The sequence below is a fragment of the Paraburkholderia megapolitana genome, from assembly GCF_007556815.1.
Taxonomy (GTDB): domain Bacteria; phylum Pseudomonadota; class Gammaproteobacteria; order Burkholderiales; family Burkholderiaceae; genus Paraburkholderia; species Paraburkholderia megapolitana.
On record NZ_CP041744.1, the window covers coordinates 97,803 to 118,830 of the forward strand.

Below are 21,028 nucleotides of genomic sequence, written 5' to 3' on the forward strand. Positions count from 1 at the left end.
AAATTCCCGTAAACCCATCGCACGCAGTCCTTCGCTATCCTGGGAGCATGAACGAAGACGATTTCTCCCGATTGCCGCCGGCCGCTCAGGCCTATATCCGTGAACTCGAGACACGCAACCGGCAGCTGGGCGAACGGGTTGCCCAGCTGGAGGAGCAGTTCCGCCTGGCGCAGAGCAAGCGCTTCGCGCCGAGCAGCGAGAAGCTCGGGGATCGCGTCTTCGACGAAGCCGAACAGATTGCCGCCACGGACGACGATGACGCCGGCGATGCCGATGACACGGTCGCGCTGCCCGATACTGGCCTGCCAGATGTACCCGGGCCGGCACGAAACAGGCCCGGACGCAAACCGCTGCCGGCGCACCTGCCACGTCAGCGCATCGAATACGACCTGCCCGAAGACCAGAAGGTCTGCCCGTGCTGCGCACACGCACTTCACCGCATGGGCGAAGAGGTCAGCGAACAGTTGCATATCGAGGTGAAAGCGTCCGTGCTGCAGCACGTGCGCTTCAAGTACGCGTGCCGTCACTGCGAACGCCATGCTGAGCGTACGCCGGTGATCACCGCATCGATGCCCGCGCAGCCGTTACCGGGCAGCAATGCCAGTGCGGCGATGATCGCCACCGTCACCGCAGGCAAGTACGTCGATGGTACGCCGCTGTACCGGATGGCTCACGCGCTCGCGCGTGCGGACATCGAAGTCGGACGCGGCACGCTGGCGAACTGGATCATCCGGCCCGCAGAGCTGCATTACCGCCGGCTGTACGACGCACTGCGCAGGACGCTGCTGTCGCAGCCATTGATCCATGGCGACGAGACAACGGTGCAGGTGCTCAAGGAGCCCGGCAAGGCCGCACAGAGCACATCGTATATGTGGGTCTACCGCAGTGCCGAAGACAGTGCGCAGCCAGTCGTGCTGTTCGACTACCAGCCGGGGCGGAGGCAGGAATATCCTCAAGCGTTCCTCGACGGCTATGAAGGCCTGCTGATGACGGACGGATACGCCGCCTGGCGCACGCTCGAAGGCCCGACGCACTTCGGCTGCCTGGCTCACGCCCGTCGGGCCTTCGTCGACGCGCTCAAGGGCATGAAGAAACCCGGCGGCCGTGCCGCGCAGGCACTGGAATACTTCAAGGCGCTGTATCAGGTCGAGGCGCTGGCCAAAGCCGATCTGCCCGAAGGCGAGACGCGCGTTGACTACACTTACCGGCTGCGCCAGCAGCACAGCGTGCCGCTACTCGAAGCGTTCAGAAAGTGGCTGGACGAACAGGCGCCGCAGGTTCTGCCAGAAAGCCTGCTGGGCAAGGCGATCTCATACACACGCAACCAGTGGATGTATCTCTGTCGCTACGTGAGCGACGGGCGTGCCCCCGTTGACAATAATGTTATCGAGCGTGACATCAGACCATTCTGTACAGGCAGGTCTGCATGGCTGTTCGCTGACACGGTTGCTGGCGCGAAAGCAAGCGCGATGGTGTACAGCCTGATGTTGACGTGCCGCGCCTGCGGCGTCGAGCCATACGCGTACCTGCTGCATGTGCTGACCGAATTGCCGCAGCGTGCTCCCGACGCGGACGTCAGCGATCTCTTGCCGTTCAACTTCAACCCACAGAAACCCCTGCGGGACGCGAAGCCGCAGGATTCGACGAACACGCCCTGATACAGGAAAGTGCACTGCTCAAGACCCTGCGCGTGCCCCCTGCATGCTTCGGGCGTCGTCGTTGCGACAACTTCGCGGTGCGTCCACGCTTACCCCTGTGAAGTCATCATCGCCGCTCGCGTCGCAGATGTCGGCGCGTAATAGCGCGACGGTGTGTGGGTTTGTCTGCAGTGGGAGCAGGTCCGGGAGCCTGGTTAAAATATCGCCTTGCGTCGCTTCGCGCAGTAATCGGAGAAAACCATCCCATGACCAGGACGAACCGCAGGTCCGTGAGCATCGCCCCGGCCCACAACAAGACCAGCCTGTCGAAAGGCCAGAAGGCATTCAACGCACTCATCCGGCAGATTGAAAAGCGGCGTCACCATCTCGGTGCGTGGGAGGTGGTCGGGCCAGTCTTCCAGAAAAAATATACCGACGAGTTCCTTCCACTCGAGAAGATCTGCACGGATTTGCAGGTAAAGATGGTTCATTGCCTTGAGCAGGCCTTCGACCAGAAAGGATTGACGAAATCCGAACGCCGCACGATCTCGGTGCTGATTACCGGCCTGGCGGGCGATCTGATCGAAGAGCAGGACGATGCGCAACTGAAGGCCATTTACAACCGGCATAGTCAATCCGACTTCGACAGCGAAGCGGCGGCCGAACTTGAGGACATGAAGTCTGCGCTGGAGGCGATGCTCGGTGCGGAGCTGGGCGACGATATCGACATGAGCTCACCGGAAGATCTGTTGCAGCGCGCGCACGCGAAAATGGAAGAGCAACAGGCGCGGGAAGCTGCCGAAAATCAGGCGCGAGAGGAGCGCCGTGCCAAACGGAAAAAGTCGGCCAGGCAGCTCGCCGCGCAGGCGCGGCAGGAGCAGGAGCAGGAGCAGCTAAGCCAGTCCATCCGCGAGGTCTATCGCAAACTTGCCAGTGCCCTTCATCCCGATCGTGAACCGGATCCCCACGAGCGCCAGCGCAAGACCGCGCTGATGCAGCGGGCCAACCAGGCTTATGGCAACAACAATCTGCTGCAACTGCTGGAATTGCAGCTCGAACTTGAACACATCGATCAGAGCGCGATCAACAATATCAGCGAAGACCGGCTGAAGCACTATAAAGTGATCCTGAAGGAGCAACTCGGCGAACTGGATCAGGAAATCCTGCATGTCGAAGCGCGATTCAGGCACGCCTATGGAATTCCACCATTCATCGACATCTCTCCTGACACCGTCGTACGCAATCTCGCCGGTGACATCGCAGGAATTCAGCAAAGCGTACGCGACCTGAAACAAGACCTGCTGGTGTTCGAAGAGATCAGGACACTCAAGAGCTGGCTGAAGAGTGTCAAACGTCAGCACGCAACGCTTCACTTCGACGAAATGCCGTTCTGAGCGACTTCGAGGTTCGAGCCGAGAATCTCAAGTGTGTCGAAATTCGCGCTTACCAACGTTTGGGGTGCAGTTCATCTAGGAAAGGCCGCCACGAAGAAGAACATGGTGGTGAGATAGACGATGAGGCACAACATGAGCAACCTGGTCGACGATGTCAGGACATTTTTTACAGCAGCTTCAGCATTCCTCTTTCCGGAAAATTAACGCCCAACGAGACTTCCACACGACGTCTGGCGCTCTTCGATGCCTCGGCGAGGCAAGGAAAACCGGCGCGACGCGCTTTCGGTCAGTCGAAAAGATTGATGCTGGATAACACGGTGTCGGGCAGGGTCGGGTCAACTGGGCGGGATTCGATGCTTTTTGGACACAGGGACAGTCATGGCGTGCGCGACGTAATGACTGGCCGCCTGCCGGATGCTACGCAAACGGATGCAGCTCTGACGGGCAACGTGGGTCCAGGCGCAGGTCTTACTGATCACTTTGATCCGGTCCGGAAAATACCCGTGTTTTAGCGCAGCTTTTCAGGTTAAGACCGTCATCCGGTTGATGGGGTAATCGTCCGAATCGTGCAAAATCTGGCGGTTTGTTTCTAAAAATCCTTGCCGATCAACGATTTGCGCATCCTCCAATTCTGTGGAAATTGTCGAGCCACCCTGCCCTGCCGTGCCCAGTTGTCCGCGTTGACCCAGCGTAGACAAGGAGCTCAGACCAAGACTATTGCCGCTGACGATTGCAACCATTACTTCTCCCTTGAATACATTAGCTGTTGCCGTAGGCCCAGGTAGCTCGCACATCAGGCGATTGACCGCCTTGTCGTGCCGACCTTGCACCAGTTGTCCGCCGCCGCGCCATGCTGGTCTTCGGTCAGCTACAACTAGTGCTTCGCATCACCGACCGAACCGATCACCTCGTTTTGCTGAAGCAAATTCGCGACCAACGAAATTCCCACGTCTTTGCAATTTATCCAGAGATTCGCGGATTCGTTTAGCGCCATGCGGAAAACTTTTAGCAACGCCAACAGCGCGTACAGTCGCGGCAACGACGAGGCCCATTGCCTGACAAGAATTCCCTTGGGATGTTTGTGCACGGGTTGAACTGTCTTGCCCGTGATCACTTCGAGGATGCGCGCGATGTGCTTCGGCGCGGCATGGAACATGCGGCACGGTGGAAAAAGTCGTGGTCGTTCCGCAACCGCTGAGGTCATTGATTCTGGCGTCGACCAACCGTCAAAACGAGTTCGGTCGCGACAGTGCCCACCTCGTGGTCGATGTCGGCTACTTCACGACCGACTGGCTAGACGTTAACGGGTTCTCGATGGACGACAGGCGCAGCGACGGGGTACCTGGTGGCGGTTCGCAAATCTACCAGCGTATCGCCGGCCTGATCGCCCGCGATGAAGGCGAACAGGTCGACGACATCGAACGTATCGACAAGACCATGCGCAAGCGAGCACCATTCTTCTATGGCAGGAACATCGGTCTCGCACCGTACCTGGAGCAGTCGAGGCCACTCGTGGCGCGCGTCGTGAAGGAAATGCAGAACAACGTCGGGCGACTGACGAACGTGCGATCCGTCATCCTCTCCGGCGGCGGAGCCGCATTGTATTCATCGGAAATTAGCGCAGCGTTCCCGCGGGTAATCTTGGGCGCCGACACCAGCCTAACGCGTGGCCTCTCCGCCGCCTTTGTTCGCCGTCTGCTTCGTTTGCGCAAACACGTAGCCCGCGAACGCGTCTCTCAGTTCCGGGTACTGTTCAAACGTGATAGCTGTCAGATCTGCCATCGGATCAATGTTCAGCCTTCGGAGGGTTAGCTTTCCCGCGGGCGTTTTCTTGTAGAGGCGGCGCCAGTCGTCGCGCTGCTCGGGCGTGGCGGTTTCATATGCTTCCCAGCCACGGCGCATTTCACCTCGAAGACGCTCGTTGGCATTCACCTCCAACGCGGCCGTCTGCAGCGCCATACGTGTTTCCGCTGCCGCCTTGGTGTCCTCCTCCTGCTTCTCGCGAAGCGCGAGGCCCTGCTGAACCTGCATCATCTCGCGCTCGGCTTCAGAGACGACCCACCCTTGCTTGAGCGCTTGCATATAAAAACCGGCCGGACTCTTTGTAATTTTGCCCAGCTTAAGACTCAGTCGCGTCCGATCGATCGCCTGCTCGAGCCGAGCGTCAGTGTAGGTCTCGCGGTCATTCGCGATCAGATTGAACTGTTCCGTAGAAAGACCTATCTCGTGCTTCAAAGTCTGGTATATCGCCTGCGCATGCTCGTGTGTGTGCAGGACTCGCTCGGCAAGGTCTTTCCGAACGATGCGAAATCGAAGGCCGCCAATTTTGCGCGAACCCTGCATCGTACGCGTCTCGTACTTGATACTTACGTCCGAGACCTCGTTGATCTGATTCACGGCCGGATCGAGCCAATCACGTTTGAAATACTTGAACACTTGCGCGTTTGCGCCCATCTCGCCCTGCCATCCCCGTAGCTCGTCGAGCGGGATCCAATCTGTCTGGCCGTCCTCTGCGAAGGGCAACAGATGGTCATACATCACGCGCGCATAGGACAGCGTGAACATTGACGTTATGCGTAGGCTCAACCAGTGCGACTTGCCCGGACCGCGTATTAGCCCAATGAGATCCGGCGGCACTCGAAACTGGAACCGTCCACCCTGGTACGAGATTCGACCGATCAACTGTGTGGACCCAAAAGGACGATCATCACCTGCGTCGGTAGTTGAGGTCGCTTGAATCAACGCTTTTTGGGCTTCAGTGATCACCTGTTCGAGATGCGTGTTGTTCCGGCTTGAGTACCGCATCAGCCATTTGAAGTAGTCCAGTTCTACGTCGTAGAGATCACGCTGAGCGACATCGGAAGCCACTATGAAGTATGCCGCGTCTATCAGGCGTCGCGCGGCCACGCCGAGGTCAACGATGCGGATTAGAATGTTGTTGCGCGCAAAGCCAACGTCAGAACGAGAATTGTCGACGGATAACCCTTCGCCGTCGGCGTCTTCGAAGAGGGCCAACGCCAGTTGCTGCGACGTTGCCATTTGCCCTGCTTCCGCCATGCAGCCTCCGAGCGTTAAATCCGTTTGTGTCGGTTGGCGGTACCATAACTAGCAGTAGGTGAACTGTCAACACAAGGAACCTCACCTTTCCGAACCAGCCGTCGCACAATTCACCTCACCTGTCGCCAATTTCCCTCACCTTCCGCCCAAACGCCTCACCAAAGTCGCCCATTTTCCTCACCTTGCCGGGGATAACGGCTCACTTTTACGCTCAATTCACAGCACCTCCAACACAGCACACCTCACCATTTGGGTTCAACACGTTGATTTTTAACATGTTTTCTATCGCTGTTGGTTTGTTCGTGGTTGATTTTTGTTCTTAAAAAACAAACGAACCCAGTGGAGCAAGAAGACAAATTTGAACGCGCAGTTATCCTGCCGACGGCTATGTGTGAGTTTGACCGAGGTTGGCAGCGTTGAATCAGGCTCGACAGGCGGACAGGAAAGGACTGCGATGGCTTTTCTATGGTGAGGCGAATTGTGCGAAATAGAACGTCTCAAGGGTCATACGTGCTGCCGAAGCCAACACAATTCGCCTCACCTTTCAAAGGCACCTCTAATTGATGGCCTTTCGCCATGTGCTAAGTCATTGATATGTCTCGGGTGTTGTGCGTAAACACTGAAATACCAATCCGTGCAGCATTTGAGTGGTCATTCGAAGGTCTGAAGAGTATTCTACGGTTCGTGGTTGGAATGCCTCAAAACCGTAGAAACATACCGTGAGTATGGAAAAATGACCTCACCGTTGAATCCGAAAGGAGCCTTCGAATGAAAATGAGCGAGTTGCCAGCTGTTGAGCGGCACGTGAAGCTCTCTGAGCTTGGAGAGTTCGCCAATCGCCTGTCTGTCATGACAGACGAGCTTCGCGACCAGATCTTAGCACCGCGCCCACGCAAAACTTCACCTGTCTTCACGATCGGTGAACTGAGCGAGATGTGTGGCGTCGATCGCCAGAAAATTAACTATTTGGCAACGAAGGAAGGCGGCGACTTGCCGCCTGGTCAGGCCCATGGCACGGGGCGCGCACGAATTTTTACTCTTGCAGAGGCCCGCAACTGGGTGAAGCAGGCTTCGAGCATTTATCAAACCGCACTTGTGTCAGGGCAGGGCCGTCACCGGGGTCGGGTGTTGATTACCGCGAACTTCAAAGGAGGCTCGTGCAAGACGACAACCACGATGTGCATTGGGCAAGGTTTGAGCCTTCGGGGGCGGCGAGTTCTTGTGATCGACCTGGACCCGCAAGCGTCTTTGTCGGAGCTTTGTGGTCTCTATGCAGAAAAGGACGTGACATGGGAAGACACGGTGCTCCCCTTCATTTACGAGCCGACGCTAGAGGGAGGGTTGAGTTCCAAGGTACAGAGCACCTATTGGGACGGGCTTGACGTTATCCCGGCGCACAACTACCTCCACGACGCGGAATTTCATTTGCCGACAGCGCAGAAGGATAATCCGAAGTATGAGTTCTGGTCGATCTTGCGTCGGGGGATTGAGCCTCTGCGCGCGCAGTACGATTACATCATCTTGGACACCGCACCGTCGCTCTCCTACCTGACACTCAACGGGCTGATGGCTGCAGACGCGATGGTGATGCCGTTAGTCCCTGAGAGCCTCGACTTCATTTCGTCGGTGTCCTTCTGGTCGCTGTTCTCAGAGATAGCGGCAGGCTTTGTTGAACATGAACTCGACAAAACCTACGAATTCATTTCTGTGCTGCTTTCGAAGGTCGATTACGCCACAACGTCCTCGGCCCCTGTGGTCAGATCTTGGGCGCAAAGGGCATATGCTGACTGGCTCTCCACGGTTGAGATCCCGGCCAGCTCTGTGATGAGCAATGGAGCGCTTGCGTTCTCGACCGTCTTTGATCTTTCGCGTGCGGACGGCGTGGCAAAGACTCTGGCGCGTGTGAAACAACCGTTGACGGAGTACTGTAAGTGGATCGACGATCAGTTCGTGTCGCAATGGAGGGCGGAAGCATGAGCAATCTGCGAGAACGGATGATGAGTCAGACCGCGGAATTGCGTGCGGCGAAAGACATTCCGCTGGAGGCTCATTCGGAGAAGCCGGCAACGCCTCGCACCGCGCCGGGCATGGCTGCGGCCCTTGCTTCTGCGCAGAAGCGAATTGCGGAGTTAGAGAAAGGTGGCGCATCGTCGGAATTGCCGGTTGCGGACATCGTACCGAATCCGTGGCAACCTCGTCGTGTCTTCAACGAGGCGAAGCTGACCGAGCTTTCGGAGTCGATTCGAGAGGCCGGCTTGATCCAACCTATTGTGGTGCGTTTGGCTGAAGCAGGGTATCAGATCGTAGCGGGCGAACGTCGTTGGCGGGCCCACAAGATGATCGGGAAGGACACGATCAAGGTCGTGCTCGCCGAACTTTCCGATGCTGATATGGCGATGCTGGCTCTAGTGGAAAACGTGGTGCGGGACGATCTTACTGATTATGAAATCTCGCGGTCTATCCGTGAGACGGAGAAAGAGTTCCCCAATCGCAAGCGAATGGCTGAATCGCTGGGGATATCTCGATCGGAACTGTACCGTTATTTAGCGTTCGCTGGCTTACCGGAGTTTGTGCTCAGAGACTTGGACAGTCAGCCGCGTCTGCTCGGCGCTAACGCGGCTGAGGACGTTGTGTCAGTGTTACGAGACCGGGACGATCAAGCAATAGAGATCGCAAGGGCTTTGTGGTCGGAAGTGGTCGCGGGAGAACTCGATCAAACGAAGCTGGCAAAGGCGATCAAACGTGGGATCGAGAGCGGAGGCAAAGCCGGGGTACTCAGCGATCGGAACATTGAAAAGATTTTTGCCGGCAAGAATCAGGCTGGGTCGATAACCAAAGATGCGCAGGGTTTCACGGTGAAGATCAAAGCGGGAATGCTCAGTCAGGACAAAGAAAGGGAGATCCGGACACTGATCACGAAGCTTTTCACAGAGGACGATTGAGAAGCGTCCCAGCTAGTCTGTCATGCCCGCCTCGCGCGGGCGTTTTTTTATCGACGCGAAGAATGTCCCTGGTAGGGACACTCTTGAGACGCGCCCTATGGTTTCGACACCAAGGTGAGCGGACCGGGAAAATGTCCCTATTAGGGACACTGCTATCGCTATATTCAACTCCGCCTCGCTGCCCCCTATGGTTGTCGTCCTTCTCGCCCAAAGTCTGTCAGCCGCTGCGCGCAGAACTGCTTGCACAAAGCCCGGCCATTGCCTCATTTCAGGATGGTCGGTGGTTACGCAAACGAGTGACCAATACGGATTGATGCGGCCAAACCGCCAGATCTTGCACGGAAATGGCGATAACCCGTTTCGAGAAAAGCGACTTGAAGTGCGACTTTGAGTCGCCACGCCCCCAAAAGGCGACATGAAGTGAGACCACGGATCAGCGAGTTCCATGGAATGTCTAAGGAACCATGACTCACTGCGTGACCCTCGCCAGCCTATATAACGCCAAGGGATAGGTGGCGAAGAGGATGGTCGCTGCCGGAGTTCGTGACGATGGACTTGACCGAAGAGGTATAGGGAGCACTTGCTTGGGGCCTTCTGAATGAGCGAGGGCCGAACGGAAATTTGACCCTGCGCCCCACAGCGTTCGGCTATCTCACGCGCGACGCCATTGTCCGTTTTGAACGGCTCGATTTCCGCAGCAGCAATTTTCGAGAAACATCTGAGCCCACTGGGCCAATGAGGCGGGAGCGCGGCATCGGCACAAAGGAAAGTCAGCCCCCCTGCACTTCCCACCCTTCGCTGGTCAGAACTAACGGAACGGTGAGGAGCGTCTTGCCTTGACCGTCGACCTGACTGCGAACCTGGCGAGACTCGCCTTTCAAAGCGGGATCCAGTGCCCACGATTGCAGGTTGTCCAGTCTGTAGGTGTAGTACACGATCGCGATCGTCGACCCACCCATTTCACCGGGCCCCTCCCATTTCACGACTTTCTCTACTCGCTTCTTTCCATAGCAGTATTGGCCAACGAGATGTTTGCCCGAGGCGCCCAGATTGGGCTCCATGTGGTGAACGAAGAGGGGATCTCTTTCGTCGACCGGGGTCCATGACCTCACTCGGCCAGACTTGTCCAGTGCGTCCCCACTGTCAGCAGCCGGCACCATTTCCGATTTGACCTTACCGGCGTGCTCAAGAGCCTCAAGGGCAGCGAAGGTGTCGGGCCACAGCGCTCTCAGGTTTTGACCATCTTTGACCGGAAACGCCAGATCGGGTGAGCACAGATACACGTTCTTGGCCAACAGGTCGCTATCGATCACTTTTGCGAAGTTATCGCTAGTCGCGTCGGATTTTGAGCTACAGCCACAGATGCCGACCGCGATACTACCTACCGTGAGACACGCGGCAAAAAACACAAATCGCCTCATTGATTTTTCCGTCGTTGAGTAAAGGATCGGCGCATATGGTACGAGGAAAGGGGCGTGCCGGATATCGACACCCTACGCTCGCAAAAAGGGAAGGTTATATACTGAATGTGCTCTCGGCCCACCAAGAGCGCGCGAATGCGCGCCGGTTTGTCTATAGAGAGAGGGGCGGAAAGGATGTAACGGCTACCCGTGCGCGAGCGATGTCGGTAGAAGGTTTACTCCTTTTCTTGCATTTGTTACTATTACCCGTGAGTCGGGAGCGCTGACCTCTTCAGCGTGTTGGACGATTGTTCCACCTGGCTTACCGAATTCGACGGGCCGCTCTATGCGGCCCGTTTTCAATTGTGCTGCCGGAGAAGGATATGTATCTGTCGTATCTCGATGAGTCGGGCACGCCGGGGGACAAGACCACGAAATTTTTTGTCCTCGGTGGCGTTACCGTGTTCGAGAGGCAGACTCACTGGCTCGAGCGCGAAATGGATGCAATCGCCGACCGGTACCAGCAGCAGGTCGGCGGCCAGTATCTGGAGCTGCACGCGGCGCCAATGCGCAACCGCAAGGAGGGCTGGGAGCAGTTCAGTCCGGCCGACCGTGCGCAGGGCGCGGCGGACGTCCTTCGCCTCCTCGAGGGGCCACAGATCAAGGCCAGTGTCTTTGCCGCGGTCATCGAGAAAAGCCAGATGCTCCGGACGGCCGACATCCTTCCCTATTGTTTCGAGGTGCTGGCCACCAAGGTTGACGACTTTCTGGCCTACAAGTACCAGAAGCGCGGCGAGCAGGCGCGCGGGATCCTTGTGCTTGACCGCAAGCAGGCCCTGGAAGAGGCGAACATGCAGGCCCTGCACCGCACCTTCAAGCACCTTGGTCATGGGAATGGACGACTCCGCAATTTTGCGGAGGTGCCCATGTTTCTCGACTCGAAAGCATCGCGGCTCATCCAGCTCGCAGACAGCATCTGCTACTGGATCTACCGTCGTTACGAGTCGCAGGACGATCGTGGCTGGCAACTCATCGAGCCGCACTTCGCCAGCCTGGGAAACGGCCGGAGCGGACTGCACGAAGTGCTCGATCCAGCCACGCCTGCAGTGCTGGCCGGCCTTCCGCCCCAGCCCTATCCGTTCCCACCACCGCTGGCCCCACAGCCGTTTCGGGAGATCGTCCTCCCCGTAGCTGTGGCGCCGGCGCGCATTGCACCGGGCGCCGTCATCACGGTCTGACCGTCGCGCTCGACACAGGACGGTCGCTGCAATGCCGGCCTCAAGTTTCCGGACCAGGCGCCGATAGCTTCGTCATGAAAAATTTCTTCGACAAGGACATCGCTGCAGAAGCGGGTCATCTGGTGGCGCTCGAACTCGCGGCGCTGTCCTCGGAGCTGCACGCCGATATGGCCACCATGGCGGCCGTACGCAAGGCGCAGGGCCGCCCGTCGCTCGAGGAAGAGGAGGCGGAAAACAAGGCGTTCTTCCGCGAGCTGATCGACGAAGGCTTCGAACTGGATCCCGACGTGATCGCCTGGGCGCTCGAAGACTGAGCAGCCCAGGTAGACCGATGAGCCTCTATCTCGTGAACATGCTCCGCGCATCCCCGCGGCCGGCAGGGCAGGGTAAAATGAAGTCTGGTCTCTCTGCGTCGTCCCCGGCGTAGAAGTTGAGTCCCGGCAGACGTTCGTCGCCGGGCTTTTTTTCGCCCCTGATGATTTGACCCTAATTTATGCAATGCCGCTAAGTCTTATTAGCGGCATTACGATTAATGCCATAGAATAGGGGTAGACCACTTTACGCCACACTTTAACCTGGTTAATTTAAGGGTTTACCCGCGCATCTACCCGCCGACGCGACCGTGTATCCCGCGCAGCGCCGCACCCATGACGCCACGAGGACTTCCATGAGCGACCGAGTCTGGAGCTACCGCGAGATTACCGACACCGCCGCAGCGGAGATCGCGGCCCTGATGGAAGCCGGTTACGGCCGCGAGCGGGCGCGTCGCGACCTGTTCGCGCAGTGGGCCGTCGGCATCTACAAGGGCTGGCAGGCGATCACGAGTGGCTCCCAGGAGGAGGGCGATGCGGAGCGGCTGATCGCCTTGACTGACCTGAAACGGTGGTGACTTAACCGCCCCGGAAGGCACGGTTCGCGGACAACAGGCCTGCTCGCTAAGCGGAAGCGAGAGAAAAGTTTCTGATCACTGACCGGCCACACGGCTGGCACCACACACTGCGGGGGCAGTCATGTTCTGGAAACGACGCATGGGCGATCACTACGACTTCATCGCCGTCAAAAAACTGGTGCGCCGCATGGCGAACGAGCAGGGCGAGTACCAGCACTACGAGGTGCATCTCGCCGACGGCACGATCGAGCCGCACGTGTTTTCGGCGGACGAGTGGCGCGTGTGGCAGGCGGGACTCGTCCAGGGCGGGCAGGTGCTGAACGGCGGCTGACTGGCTCGCGGCATGCATCCTCTGCAGGTGCAGGCGACGGATGATGCTGCATCCCACCTGGTGACAGACATCTCCTGTCGCCGGCGATGTGCCTGTGACGGACGCAGAGCAACCACGGCGCACGCCGATCAGAATGGAGACAACCGATGCTGACGATGAAAAACCTGGCCCTTGTGTTCGCGATAGGCGGGCTGTTCTTTGGCGTGGCTGCGGCCGCGTACTGGCAAAAATCTACGAAAGTGCCAATCGATCCGCTGAACGGAGATCCTGATGGGGTGATGTCAGGCGACCCGGAGGGTCAGCAATTTGCGTGGCTGGCTGCGCAACTGCGCGCGAACCAGGAGGTCGGCCGACTGAACAAGATTGCGGCCAGACTCACAGCTGTTGCCGTAGTACTCAGCGCCCTGTCGACCGTGCTAGGCCTTGAGTGCTGATCGTGCTGCCAGCACACGATTCGCAGGTGCTGCGGCGCTGGGGCGACGATGCATACGGGTTTTGAAGAGTGCCGGCGCGCGGCGTCCCGCGCTGGCAATGACGGTCCGCGTTCGTTTGGTCGGAGCGAAAAAAAGGGGAGTGAATAGTGGAACCAGAATCGAAAGTTCTGTACGTCTATCGGTGTACACACTGCGGGCATCGCGGCGAGACGCACCGTGCCGACGACTCATACGACGGTAAGCCTGATACCTGCCAATCATGCGGTGCGGCCGTCACGCTCGAGTGGGATGGGGGCGTCACGCTCACACCCGGTGCGAAGACACCCACTGGCCAGCGAGACTGAAACTGCACCATGTTGACATCACACGGGGTCCCGTTCACTCCTTCCCACGCCGAGGTGCTTGCGAGCCTGCGCCTGGTCCGCGACCGGCCTGTGGTTCGTCATCATCATGAGGCGACCGTCGACATGCTGGTCAACATCGGTTTTGTGGTCTGGGCGCGCTCGCTTGGTCGTCTGCCGGCGTTGTCGTTCCTGGCGAGGCTGATCGGCGCGCGCGGACCGGCACCTGTCGCCGCCCTGACCCGGCAAGGCATTACCGCACTCAGTCTGCTTGAGGCGGTGGAGGTGTCACCGCACTGGGGCGCGTTTCGTGACCGGCCCTGGGACCACTCAGCGAAGCACTCACCATCGTGACGCCTGCGGAATCCGATACGTTGTACGCGGTCCGTCACTGCTTCGTGACTTTCAGGCGGAATACGGACCTGGTCGGGCGGGACGAGGAATTGATCGGGTACCTGCTCGAGGGAATCGACGCAGTCCTGGGCGGGTGCGAGGAGGGGGTTCCGCTGGACGTCCTGCTGTACATGCTGCGCTGGGGTGCGCGGGACACGAAGCTGCTCGAGCTGGTCGAGATACAGATCCGGTTGCTGGAAGACCTGGGCGTCTTGCCCGCAAGTGATCCGGAGGAACCGTAACGATGGCCCGTCCCCTGAAAATCCGTAGCGGCCGCCCGGCGATGCCGAAGGCGATGTTGCTGCCGCTTTCAACGGAACACGTGCGCCGCCTGCAGTTGCAGCACCATCTCGCGCTCGCGGCACTGTCCAGCAGCCGCGGCGATGTCGAGCAGCTCGCCTGCCTCACGGGCGTGGTGCACCTGTCGTATTTCCTGCGCGACCCGAATGTACCGGATGCTCCGGACGACGGGCTGGCGCTCCTGCAGCACGCAGAAATGGCGCTCGACGCGTGCCTCGCGCGCGCGGCACAGGGTGAGGCGTGGACCCTGCAGGATGACGAGCACGCCGCGATCGCCCGGTTGCTGATCGAGCACGATGCGCAGCTGGCCCGTGTGCGGATGCATCGCTATCTGGACGCATGGGAGCGGGTGCAGCGCGTGACAGCAGCGGGTGCCCGCTCACCGCTTCCCGCAGCGGTGCAGGGAGCAGGGCAAGGAACGATATCGACATGAGCAACCGGGCCCAGCAACTTGAGCTGCCACCGCCGCGAACCTACACACGCACGGATTTCGCTGCGCTGCGCGCGTATGTGCAGCGCATCCAGTTACCCACTATTGCCAGGCTCTACTTCGATCCGGACACCACGCCCTACGAGGACGATCCGGCCGCACTCGAACGCTATCTGCGCACGATGCGCGACGACCTGGTCCACCTCGCGATGCTGAACGGTTCGTCCGTGCTGGCGGAGCACCTGAAAGTCTCGATCCGCCAGCACGGGAGCGCGAAGCTCACGCGTGTATCGCTACGCATGGTCGAGGACGCCGCGCGGCTCGCCGCGGCAGCGCCGGCGGTCACTCACGCGGTCGGCCTGTGGTTCCGGCCGCTGGTGGCGAAGCGCCTCATCGCGGAAGGCATCGCAACGCTGGGCGACCTGATTGCGTTCTGCAACCGGCGCGGCGGCAGCTGGTGGCGCTCGGTGCCACGCATCGGACTGCTGCGGGCCCGCGTGCTGGTCGTCTGGCTGCGCCGGCACGAAGCGAGCCTCGGCGTGACCGTCGCCAGCGACGTCAATGATGTGGATCCGCTGGTCATTCAGGCCGCGCCGGCGACCTCACGTGTGACGCTCGTGCCGGCCGGCACCGTGTCCAACGGCCTGGCCCGGGCCGCGCTGGCGCCGCTGGAGCGCGTCGACCTGCCGCTAGCCCTGTCGGGCGCTACCGGCACCAACCGCGCGTCAGGGCTCTGCTACCTGCACGCGAAGCACGATATCGACGCGATCCGCGCCTACCTGAACCGGTACGTTGAGCAGCGATCGACCTTGCTCGCCTACACGCGGGAACTCGAACGGCTGCTGCTGTGGTCCGTCACCGTGCGCGGCACCGCGCTTGCGTCGCTGAACGTCGAGGACTGCGAGGCGTACAAGGCGTTTCTGGCGTCGCCTGGTGAAGACTTCAAGGGTCCGCCGGTCTCGCGCGCTTCCGGACGCTGGCGGCCATTCGCACCGGGCGGGCTGTCCCTCTCGTCGCAGCGCTACGCGACCCGCGCACTGCGCGCGGCGTTCGACTGGTTCGTCGACGTGCGGTATCTCGCCGGCAACCCATGGCGCGCGGTGCGTGACCCTCGACCTGTCAAACGTGCGACGGCGATGAAGATCGAGCGCGCGCTTCCGGCGACCTTGTGGGCAAGCACCCGTGTGTTCGTTTCCGGTCAGTGCGAAGGCGACGGACCGGATGCGCCGCGCTGGCGGGCCGCGCACGCACTGCAGCTGCTGATGGGTGACTCCGGGCTGCGTGTCGCCGAGGCAGCTGCAGCGACACGCGATTTCCTGCAGCATCTGCCGGCCGATGGGGACATGGCGGCCAGCTGGCAGCTGGGAGTCATCGGCAAGGGGGACAAGGAGCGCATCGTGCCCGCGAGCGCGGCGTGCGTGGCCGCGATCGCCGCGCACTGGGCCGACCGCGGCGAGGATTTCGGTGACGCGAGTTCGACCCGTGCGCTCATTGCGCCGCTGGTGATTCCGCCGACGCCGCGCGCACAACGAAAATTCGGCCCGGCAGCGGAGGAGGGCGCCGACGGCGAACACGAACCCGCGGATGGCGCCGCCGATCGTAGCAGCGAACATGGCGGCTATTCGGTGCGTGGCGCACGTGGGCTCATCGCATGGATGACGCGCGAGTTGCTCAAACAGATGCCGGATCTGTCGGAGTCTCAGCGCGTACAGCTGACCCGTACATCGCCGCACGCGTTCCGTCACACGTTCGGCACCCAGACGGTGGCCAGCGGTGTGCCGCTGGATGTAACGCAGCGGCTGATGGGGCACGCATCGGTGCAGACGACGACGGTTTATGTCACCGCCGAGCAGCAGCGCATGCGGCGTGAGATGAGTGTGTATTTTGGGAAGCTGGATCCGGCGCCGGCTGTCGAGCCCGTCTCACCTGTCACGCCTGAGCTGGCACCCTCGTTACCTGGGGATGGACTGTCGCTTCCCCAAGTACAGGATGACGCGTCGATGCAAACTGCGACGGTCCTCCTTTCGCTTCATATCGAAAACAACAGCAAATTCGTCAGGGGTCGCAAGCGCGTTATCGAACACATCGAGCGCTGGATTCTCGAGGACTATGAAGCGCACAAATTGTCGGCCGGCGAATACGAGCTCAAGGTGCCATACGAGACGGACGACGAGCTTGGCGATCTGATGGCCGAGTTGCTCGACGAAATCCAGGCCGCAGCCGATGACCGGCACTGTTACTCTTCCAGTGAGGCGCGGCTTGCCGGCAGCGACCGGATCTGGGACTAGGTTTCCTGCACGCATTGAAACGTACTACGCAGCGCAACAAAATACGAACGGCGATGACCATGCTTTTCGAGGACAACAACCGCGGGCCTCGCGTCCGCGAGCAGTCTTGCCGCACAAAACAATCTCACAAACCAATTTGCCTGGAGGTACCGTGGCCCGTCCAGCTGATAAAGATCGTCTGATATGGCTGTTGCAGGAAGAAGGGCGTTCATCGAATCGAAACGTCCGCTCCGCATTGAATCTAACCGACAAGCGATACGCAAAGATCAAGCAGGAACTGTTGGACGAAGGGCTTATTGAGAAAGTAAAGGGCCAAGGTGGAGGTGTCCAGCTCACCAGAAGTGGCATGAACGAGAGCACTTTGCCCGAAGCGGCCTCGTCTGTTGCGAAGGAAAAGCACCTGTATGGTCCATTTGTGGATATTCTGGATGCAGAATCAAAGGAAAATGAGGAACCCGCTGTGGTCGTCGACACAAGCGCCCTCAGAAGGAGCGGGAAGTGGTCAAATCCTGACGTTACGAAGATATCTATCCGCAAATTTCCGATTCTCCGGACCCACAAGATATTGTTGACTACTTACGAACTCAAGCAGTGGAAACGATGGAACGTTGATTCTGTGTTTGAGGCGGCATCGCAGCGCAGATTCGCGCACGAAGCATATGTTGTACTCGAGTGGGCTAAGACAGAGCCAGTAGTGGGACTCGATGAGATGATTGCCGTATGCAGCCGATTCGGCGTCGGGCTACTCACGCTGCGGCCGTACTACGGCTCCTACCGTTACGACGTTGAGCTCGACGCTGAGAAACATGCGCCGACTGAAGACTACGTTGAAGAGTACTTGGGTTACGTGTTCGAGAAGTACAACGGTACGAAAGATATATATGAATCCCTCTGCGAGACGTATTGTATATAGGGATACCGGCAGCAATTAGATGAAAATGTACATCGGCGCCGTGCTCCGCCTTGTTGCATGGAACTCTGCTTTTTAGCAGCCTGGATTGACAACCACGCACCGCGCGAGTCGTCGACTAGAGTGGTACCGGAGCGCGGCCAGCCGGATTCGCCGGAGGCCTGGTGCACGGAGCCGAAACGGGAGCGTCGCTGCCAAACTCCCGCAGAGCGACGGAATAGTCCAATACGCGTATTGGGGCTGTAGACAAGGTTAACATTGAGTTGTTGAGCACGAGTCCTGACTTGTTTGCTCACAGATAGAAATTCAACCTCGGAGAACGCCTTGATTCCTCGCGCCCGACTCGAGCATGTGACCGAAGCGGACATTCAGCAGCTGATCGATCATGGCGTTCGCGAAGGTCGGACACTTGACTACAAGCGCGACTGGCCGACATCGCCTCAGGAGCGCGCACGTATAGCCGAGGACGTCTGTGCTTTCGCGAATACTTTGGGCGGCGACCTTGTTTTTGGTCTTGATGAGCAAGAGGGTGTGGCGACTGCGATCGTGCCGATACCACTCAAGGATGTTGACGCAGCGTTGCGCGAGGTCACCAGCGCGATCCGCGATCTGCACGAGCCGAAAATCACGAGTGGGCTTCAACCTTGGGCGGTGTCGATCGCGAGCGGAGGCTACGTCGTTGTTCTGCGCGTTGCTGTAAGCCCGAACGCACCGCATCGGACCACCACAAAAAATCACTTCTACGGCCGGACCTCGGTTGGCAAGGAACCGATGGACATGCACGCGATTCGCCACGCGTTCGCTTCGAACACATCGCTGGTTGACCAGGTCCTGGCCCGGCGCGAGGCGACCCTGCAGAGCATACTCACGCACACGAGCCCTGCACCACAGCTTGCTGGGCCGACCTGTGTGTGCCAGATTGTGCCGCTTGCTGCGATCACACGCCCGCAGCTTCACGACGTTGATATGTTGCGCTCGGCCGCGCGCCGGCTCGAAATCGCCGGGCCAGGGCAAATCAACCTGCACCCGCCCACTATTAACCTGGACGGCGTCGCGTGTATCAGTGACCGAGTGGATCATGTTTTTCGGGCTTACGCACAGCTGTACCGCAACGGCAGCGTTGAACTTGTGGCGGGGGATCTGAGCCGGTGCATCGTCCCGCAACGGGGCGACGAAGAAGTGCGCGCGATCTTTCCTGACCTCTATGAAGTACCGTTGGTGCGTACAGGCTTTCCCGCGATGCTTGATGCCCTGGCGGAATTGGATGTCGCCCCACCGGCGTATCTGATGTTGTCTTGGACCTATACGGGCCGCACACTTGTTGCGGTCCAGCAGCGTGGAGCCGAAATCTATGCGCCGTTGCCGGATCACATTCAGACGATGGTAGCGCCACCGATCTACCTTGAATCTTTCGATATTGATCCGCTCACGACGCTTCGCCCAGCTTTTGACGTGTTCTGGAATGCCGTCGGCATCGCGCACACGCAAACCGACTTTGCCCGGCGTTGAGTCCACTCTGGGTAGGGGCCCGCTAACAACGTGAGAGCGTACTGGACACCCATGTGATTGGGCACGTTGCGTCTCAAAGTGCTTGGATCCTTCACATGGTGCTCGATCAGGGCGCCAATGGGAGGGCTCATAGAGCAGGTATGTCTTTCGGTCGAAAGCGTCCCAGGTGTTCGGGCTCCCTGAGTCGCTCGGAACGAAGTCTTTGCGGAGAGGTCGCGAACTGGTACTTTGATGTTTCACATCTTGACGCTGCGACTCCTCCATGACGCCAGAAGATGCAAGAATACTGCTTGCCGGACCGTTCGGACTTGAGCTCGCGCGGTTCCCTCTGCGCTTTTGCAAACCGGCCTTTTTCGGAATTTGGCCGCGGGCGGGCGAACAACTGACAGTGAACAACGGAACGGCATCCCTGGTCGCTCGCGACAACGAACGATTTGCGATTACGTGCCACCACGTCCTTGATGGTTACAGGACAAAACGCGCCGAATCGGATCGTGCCTTTTTCCAGATCGGCAATTGCCGTTTCGAGCCTCTCGAACAGGTGGTCGGGGAGAGCGAGACGCCCGACGTGGCCGTGATAGGTTTGACGGCTGCTCAAGCCGATGAGATTACGGATGGTAGCGTCGGAATAGGCGAGGCATTCGCCGAGATCGGGGACGGTGAGCCGGTACCTGTGCCGGAGGGTGCCGGGATTGCCTTCGGAGGATTCCCGGGTGACCTCCGCCTCCGGCCCAGAGCGGCTGAATTCAATTTCGGAAGCTTTGGGTGCGGTGCGACGCCCGTTACCTCATCGCGCGAACATTACCTGGTGTGTCAGTTCGAACGCGTGGAATGGATTAGACAAGGGTACGAACCCGAGCCGACTTCGATCGGCGGGATGAGCGGCGGCCCCGCATTCCGGATCTGCGAAAGCGAGGCAGGAATTATTAGCCACAAATTTGCTGGCATCGTTTATGAATTCAACCCGGCGTTCGAATTGCTTTACATTGCCCAGTTGCGCGCCATTCACGACCTGATGGGGTAGGGCGTCGGCACTTTACCCCGCAAGCGTAGCGGGCGAACGTATCGACCGCTTTCCACGGAGTCTCACTCCGTAACCTGACGCGTTCCTTGGGCCGGAGATGTATGGGTCGGTGGCCAGCGAATCGCAGTGTTCGACGATGTTGCCGAGCGCGCTATTCGTTGTTGAAGTTCGGACGAACGGGGCCGTAGCTGTCCGCGAAAGTAAAAGTGTTACCGTTGATAGTGTAAAAGTGTAACTACGCGTAAATTCGCGCGGCCCTGGGACGATTTGGGGGCGATTTCCTCAGCGTTGGTCGGGAGTGGGACCAGGGCCTAACGTTGTACCGCTGAAAGTGATTCGCGTCGGGGCATGACAGTCCATGGCCTGGCGCACGCGAGTCTTGAACGGAAACGAGAGCTGGCTATCGAGATGGCAATACCGGGCCGTTGCGCACTCATCTTCGGTGTATGTGTCGAACACGATCTCCATCCTGATTCGCTGTTCGCGTTTTGCATCAACTGCAGAGACGTTC

The 21,028-nt window shown here is 59.2% G+C and carries 21 protein-coding genes and 1 pseudogene; 17 read left to right on the top strand and 5 right to left on the bottom strand.

Annotated elements, in window-relative coordinates:
- Positions 1 to 47 precede the first annotated feature (47 nt).
- Together tnpC and FNZ07_RS13220 are read left to right on the top strand one after the other, a co-directional pair.
- Positions 48 to 1,658, top strand: coding sequence for an IS66 family transposase (gene tnpC / locus FNZ07_RS13215; RefSeq protein ID WP_091020683.1), 1,611 nt, complete (start codon positions 48 to 50; stop codon positions 1,656 to 1,658).
- A 245-nt stretch (positions 1,659 to 1,903) separates the two neighbouring features.
- Positions 1,904 to 3,031 (top strand): J domain-containing protein, encoded by a 1,128-nt coding sequence (locus FNZ07_RS13220; protein ID WP_091020686.1) that lies wholly within the window; start codon positions 1,904 to 1,906, stop codon positions 3,029 to 3,031.
- Positions 3,032 to 3,552: 521 nt separating this feature from the next.
- Here the strand turns inward: FNZ07_RS13220 and FNZ07_RS13225 are convergent.
- Together FNZ07_RS13225 and FNZ07_RS13230 are read right to left on the bottom strand one after the other, a co-directional pair.
- Positions 3,553 to 3,771 carry a hypothetical protein gene (locus FNZ07_RS13225; protein ID WP_091020229.1) on the bottom strand — a complete coding sequence of 73 codons (219 nt, stop codon included), beginning with the start codon at positions 3,769 to 3,771 and terminating at the stop codon, positions 3,553 to 3,555.
- Between the two features lie 134 nt (positions 3,772 to 3,905).
- A complete protein-coding gene (locus tag FNZ07_RS13230; protein ID WP_091020231.1) occupies positions 3,906 to 4,187 on the bottom strand; it encodes a hypothetical protein in 282 nt (93 codons plus the stop codon).
- Between the two features lie 104 nt (positions 4,188 to 4,291).
- Here FNZ07_RS13230 and FNZ07_RS34495 point away from each other — a divergent pair.
- Positions 4,292 to 4,636 (top strand): annotated as a pseudogene (locus FNZ07_RS34495) (PRTRC system protein D); the annotation flags it as partial.
- A gap of 54 nt (positions 4,637 to 4,690) precedes the next feature.
- On the opposite strand, the gene FNZ07_RS13240 reads toward FNZ07_RS34495, so the two are convergent.
- The gene (locus FNZ07_RS13240) at positions 4,691 to 6,088 is read right to left on the bottom strand and encodes a replication initiation protein (protein WP_091020233.1); all 1,398 of its coding nucleotides are present in this window, start codon (positions 6,086 to 6,088) and stop codon (positions 4,691 to 4,693) included.
- Positions 6,089 to 6,856: 768 nt separating this feature from the next.
- On the opposite strand from FNZ07_RS13240, the gene FNZ07_RS13245 reads away from it, so the two are divergent.
- Both FNZ07_RS13245 and FNZ07_RS13250 read left to right on the top strand, forming a co-directional pair.
- Entirely contained in the window at positions 6,857 to 8,065 is a 1,209-nt protein-coding gene (locus tag FNZ07_RS13245; protein ID WP_091020235.1) for a ParA family protein, read from the top strand.
- Positions 8,062 to 9,030, top strand: coding sequence for a ParB/RepB/Spo0J family partition protein (locus FNZ07_RS13250; protein WP_091020238.1), 969 nt, complete (start codon positions 8,062 to 8,064; stop codon positions 9,028 to 9,030). The genes FNZ07_RS13245 and FNZ07_RS13250 overlap by 4 nt, the downstream gene beginning before the upstream one ends.
- A 770-nt stretch (positions 9,031 to 9,800) precedes the next feature.
- On the opposite strand, the gene FNZ07_RS13255 is transcribed toward FNZ07_RS13250, so the two are convergent.
- The gene (locus FNZ07_RS13255) at positions 9,801 to 10,451 is read right to left on the bottom strand and encodes a hypothetical protein (RefSeq protein WP_091020240.1); all 651 of its coding nucleotides are present in this window, start codon (positions 10,449 to 10,451) and stop codon (positions 9,801 to 9,803) included.
- Between the two features lie 362 nt (positions 10,452 to 10,813).
- Between FNZ07_RS13255 and FNZ07_RS13260 the strand changes: the two genes are divergently transcribed.
- From FNZ07_RS13260 to FNZ07_RS13320, 12 genes are all read left to right on the top strand, one after another.
- Positions 10,814 to 11,668, top strand: coding sequence for a DUF3800 domain-containing protein (locus tag FNZ07_RS13260; RefSeq protein ID WP_091020242.1), 855 nt, complete (start codon positions 10,814 to 10,816; stop codon positions 11,666 to 11,668).
- Positions 11,669 to 11,742: 74 nt separating this feature from the next.
- The gene (locus tag FNZ07_RS13265) at positions 11,743 to 11,982 is read left to right on the top strand and encodes a hypothetical protein (RefSeq protein WP_091020244.1); all 240 of its coding nucleotides are present in this window, start codon (positions 11,743 to 11,745) and stop codon (positions 11,980 to 11,982) included.
- Between the two features lie 353 nt (positions 11,983 to 12,335).
- The gene (locus FNZ07_RS13270) at positions 12,336 to 12,557 is read left to right on the top strand and encodes a hypothetical protein (RefSeq protein WP_091020246.1); all 222 of its coding nucleotides are present in this window, start codon (positions 12,336 to 12,338) and stop codon (positions 12,555 to 12,557) included.
- 121 nt (positions 12,558 to 12,678) lie between these two features.
- Positions 12,679 to 12,888 (top strand): hypothetical protein, encoded by a 210-nt coding sequence (locus FNZ07_RS13275; protein WP_143098178.1) that lies wholly within the window; start codon positions 12,679 to 12,681, stop codon positions 12,886 to 12,888.
- 146 nt (positions 12,889 to 13,034) lie between these two features.
- Complete coding sequence (locus FNZ07_RS13280) at positions 13,035 to 13,322, top strand: hypothetical protein (protein WP_091020251.1); 288 nt, start codon at positions 13,035 to 13,037, stop codon at positions 13,320 to 13,322.
- A 353-nt stretch (positions 13,323 to 13,675) separates the two neighbouring features.
- A complete protein-coding gene (locus FNZ07_RS13290; RefSeq protein ID WP_143098179.1) occupies positions 13,676 to 14,017 on the top strand; it encodes a hypothetical protein in 342 nt (113 codons plus the stop codon).
- Positions 14,014 to 14,298: a hypothetical protein gene (locus FNZ07_RS13295; protein WP_091020257.1), complete on the top strand. Its 285-nt coding sequence runs from the start codon at positions 14,014 to 14,016 to the stop codon at positions 14,296 to 14,298. Before FNZ07_RS13290 ends, FNZ07_RS13295 begins: the two co-directional genes overlap by 4 nt.
- Positions 14,299 to 14,300: 2 nt before the next feature.
- Complete coding sequence (locus FNZ07_RS13300) at positions 14,301 to 14,789, top strand: hypothetical protein (RefSeq protein WP_091020259.1); 489 nt, start codon at positions 14,301 to 14,303, stop codon at positions 14,787 to 14,789.
- Positions 14,786 to 17,074, top strand: a complete 2,289-nt coding sequence (locus FNZ07_RS13305; RefSeq protein ID WP_091020261.1) for a site-specific integrase — start codon at positions 14,786 to 14,788, stop codon at positions 17,072 to 17,074. The genes FNZ07_RS13300 and FNZ07_RS13305 overlap by 4 nt, the downstream gene beginning before the upstream one ends.
- 151 nt (positions 17,075 to 17,225) lie before the next feature.
- A complete protein-coding gene (locus tag FNZ07_RS13310; protein ID WP_143098180.1) occupies positions 17,226 to 17,987 on the top strand; it encodes a hypothetical protein in 762 nt (253 codons plus the stop codon).
- A gap of 321 nt (positions 17,988 to 18,308) precedes the next feature.
- Positions 18,309 to 19,493, top strand: coding sequence for an AlbA family DNA-binding domain-containing protein (locus tag FNZ07_RS13315; protein WP_170275756.1), 1,185 nt, complete (start codon positions 18,309 to 18,311; stop codon positions 19,491 to 19,493).
- Positions 19,494 to 19,755: 262 nt separating this feature from the next.
- Complete coding sequence (locus tag FNZ07_RS13320; RefSeq protein ID WP_091020267.1) at positions 19,756 to 20,517, top strand: hypothetical protein; 762 nt, start codon at positions 19,756 to 19,758, stop codon at positions 20,515 to 20,517.
- Positions 20,518 to 20,799: 282 nt separating this feature from the next.
- Here the strand turns inward: FNZ07_RS13320 and FNZ07_RS13325 are convergent, their stop codons facing one another.
- Positions 20,800 to 20,985 (bottom strand): calcium-binding protein, encoded by a 186-nt coding sequence (locus tag FNZ07_RS13325; protein ID WP_091020269.1) that lies wholly within the window; start codon positions 20,983 to 20,985, stop codon positions 20,800 to 20,802.
- Positions 20,986 to 21,028: the final 43 nt, after the last annotated feature.

Bases quoted from the DNA above. Each gene is read 5' to 3' on its own strand.
- FNZ07_RS13250 (WP_091020238.1), top strand. From the start codon at position 8,062: ATGAGCAATCTGCGAGAACGGATGATGAGTCAGACCGCGGAATTGCGT.
- FNZ07_RS13320 (WP_091020267.1), top strand. From the start codon at position 19,756: ATGACGCCAGAAGATGCAAGAATACTGCTTGCCGGACCGTTCGGACTT.
- FNZ07_RS13305 (WP_091020261.1), top strand. From the start codon at position 14,786: ATGAGCAACCGGGCCCAGCAACTTGAGCTGCCACCGCCGCGAACCTAC.
- FNZ07_RS13290 (WP_143098179.1), top strand. From the start codon at position 13,676: ATGTTGACATCACACGGGGTCCCGTTCACTCCTTCCCACGCCGAGGTG.
- FNZ07_RS13260 (WP_091020242.1), top strand. From the start codon at position 10,814: ATGTATCTGTCGTATCTCGATGAGTCGGGCACGCCGGGGGACAAGACC.
- FNZ07_RS13220 (WP_091020686.1), top strand. From the start codon at position 1,904: ATGACCAGGACGAACCGCAGGTCCGTGAGCATCGCCCCGGCCCACAAC.
- FNZ07_RS13275 (WP_143098178.1), top strand. From the start codon at position 12,679: ATGTTCTGGAAACGACGCATGGGCGATCACTACGACTTCATCGCCGTC.
- FNZ07_RS13230 (WP_091020231.1), bottom strand. From the start codon at position 4,187: ATGTTCCATGCCGCGCCGAAGCACATCGCGCGCATCCTCGAAGTGATC.
- FNZ07_RS13270 (WP_091020246.1), top strand. From the start codon at position 12,336: ATGAGCGACCGAGTCTGGAGCTACCGCGAGATTACCGACACCGCCGCA.
- FNZ07_RS13245 (WP_091020235.1), top strand. From the start codon at position 6,857: ATGAAAATGAGCGAGTTGCCAGCTGTTGAGCGGCACGTGAAGCTCTCT.
- FNZ07_RS13300 (WP_091020259.1), top strand. From the start codon at position 14,301: ATGGCCCGTCCCCTGAAAATCCGTAGCGGCCGCCCGGCGATGCCGAAG.
- FNZ07_RS13280 (WP_091020251.1), top strand. From the start codon at position 13,035: ATGCTGACGATGAAAAACCTGGCCCTTGTGTTCGCGATAGGCGGGCTG.
- FNZ07_RS13265 (WP_091020244.1), top strand. From the start codon at position 11,743: ATGAAAAATTTCTTCGACAAGGACATCGCTGCAGAAGCGGGTCATCTG.
- tnpC (WP_091020683.1), top strand. From the start codon at position 48: ATGAACGAAGACGATTTCTCCCGATTGCCGCCGGCCGCTCAGGCCTAT.
- FNZ07_RS13240 (WP_091020233.1), bottom strand. From the start codon at position 6,088: ATGGCGGAAGCAGGGCAAATGGCAACGTCGCAGCAACTGGCGTTGGCC.
- FNZ07_RS13255 (WP_091020240.1), bottom strand. From the start codon at position 10,451: ATGAGGCGATTTGTGTTTTTTGCCGCGTGTCTCACGGTAGGTAGTATC.
- FNZ07_RS13325 (WP_091020269.1), bottom strand. From the start codon at position 20,985: ATGGAGATCGTGTTCGACACATACACCGAAGATGAGTGCGCAACGGCC.
- FNZ07_RS13225 (WP_091020229.1), bottom strand. From the start codon at position 3,771: ATGGTTGCAATCGTCAGCGGCAATAGTCTTGGTCTGAGCTCCTTGTCT.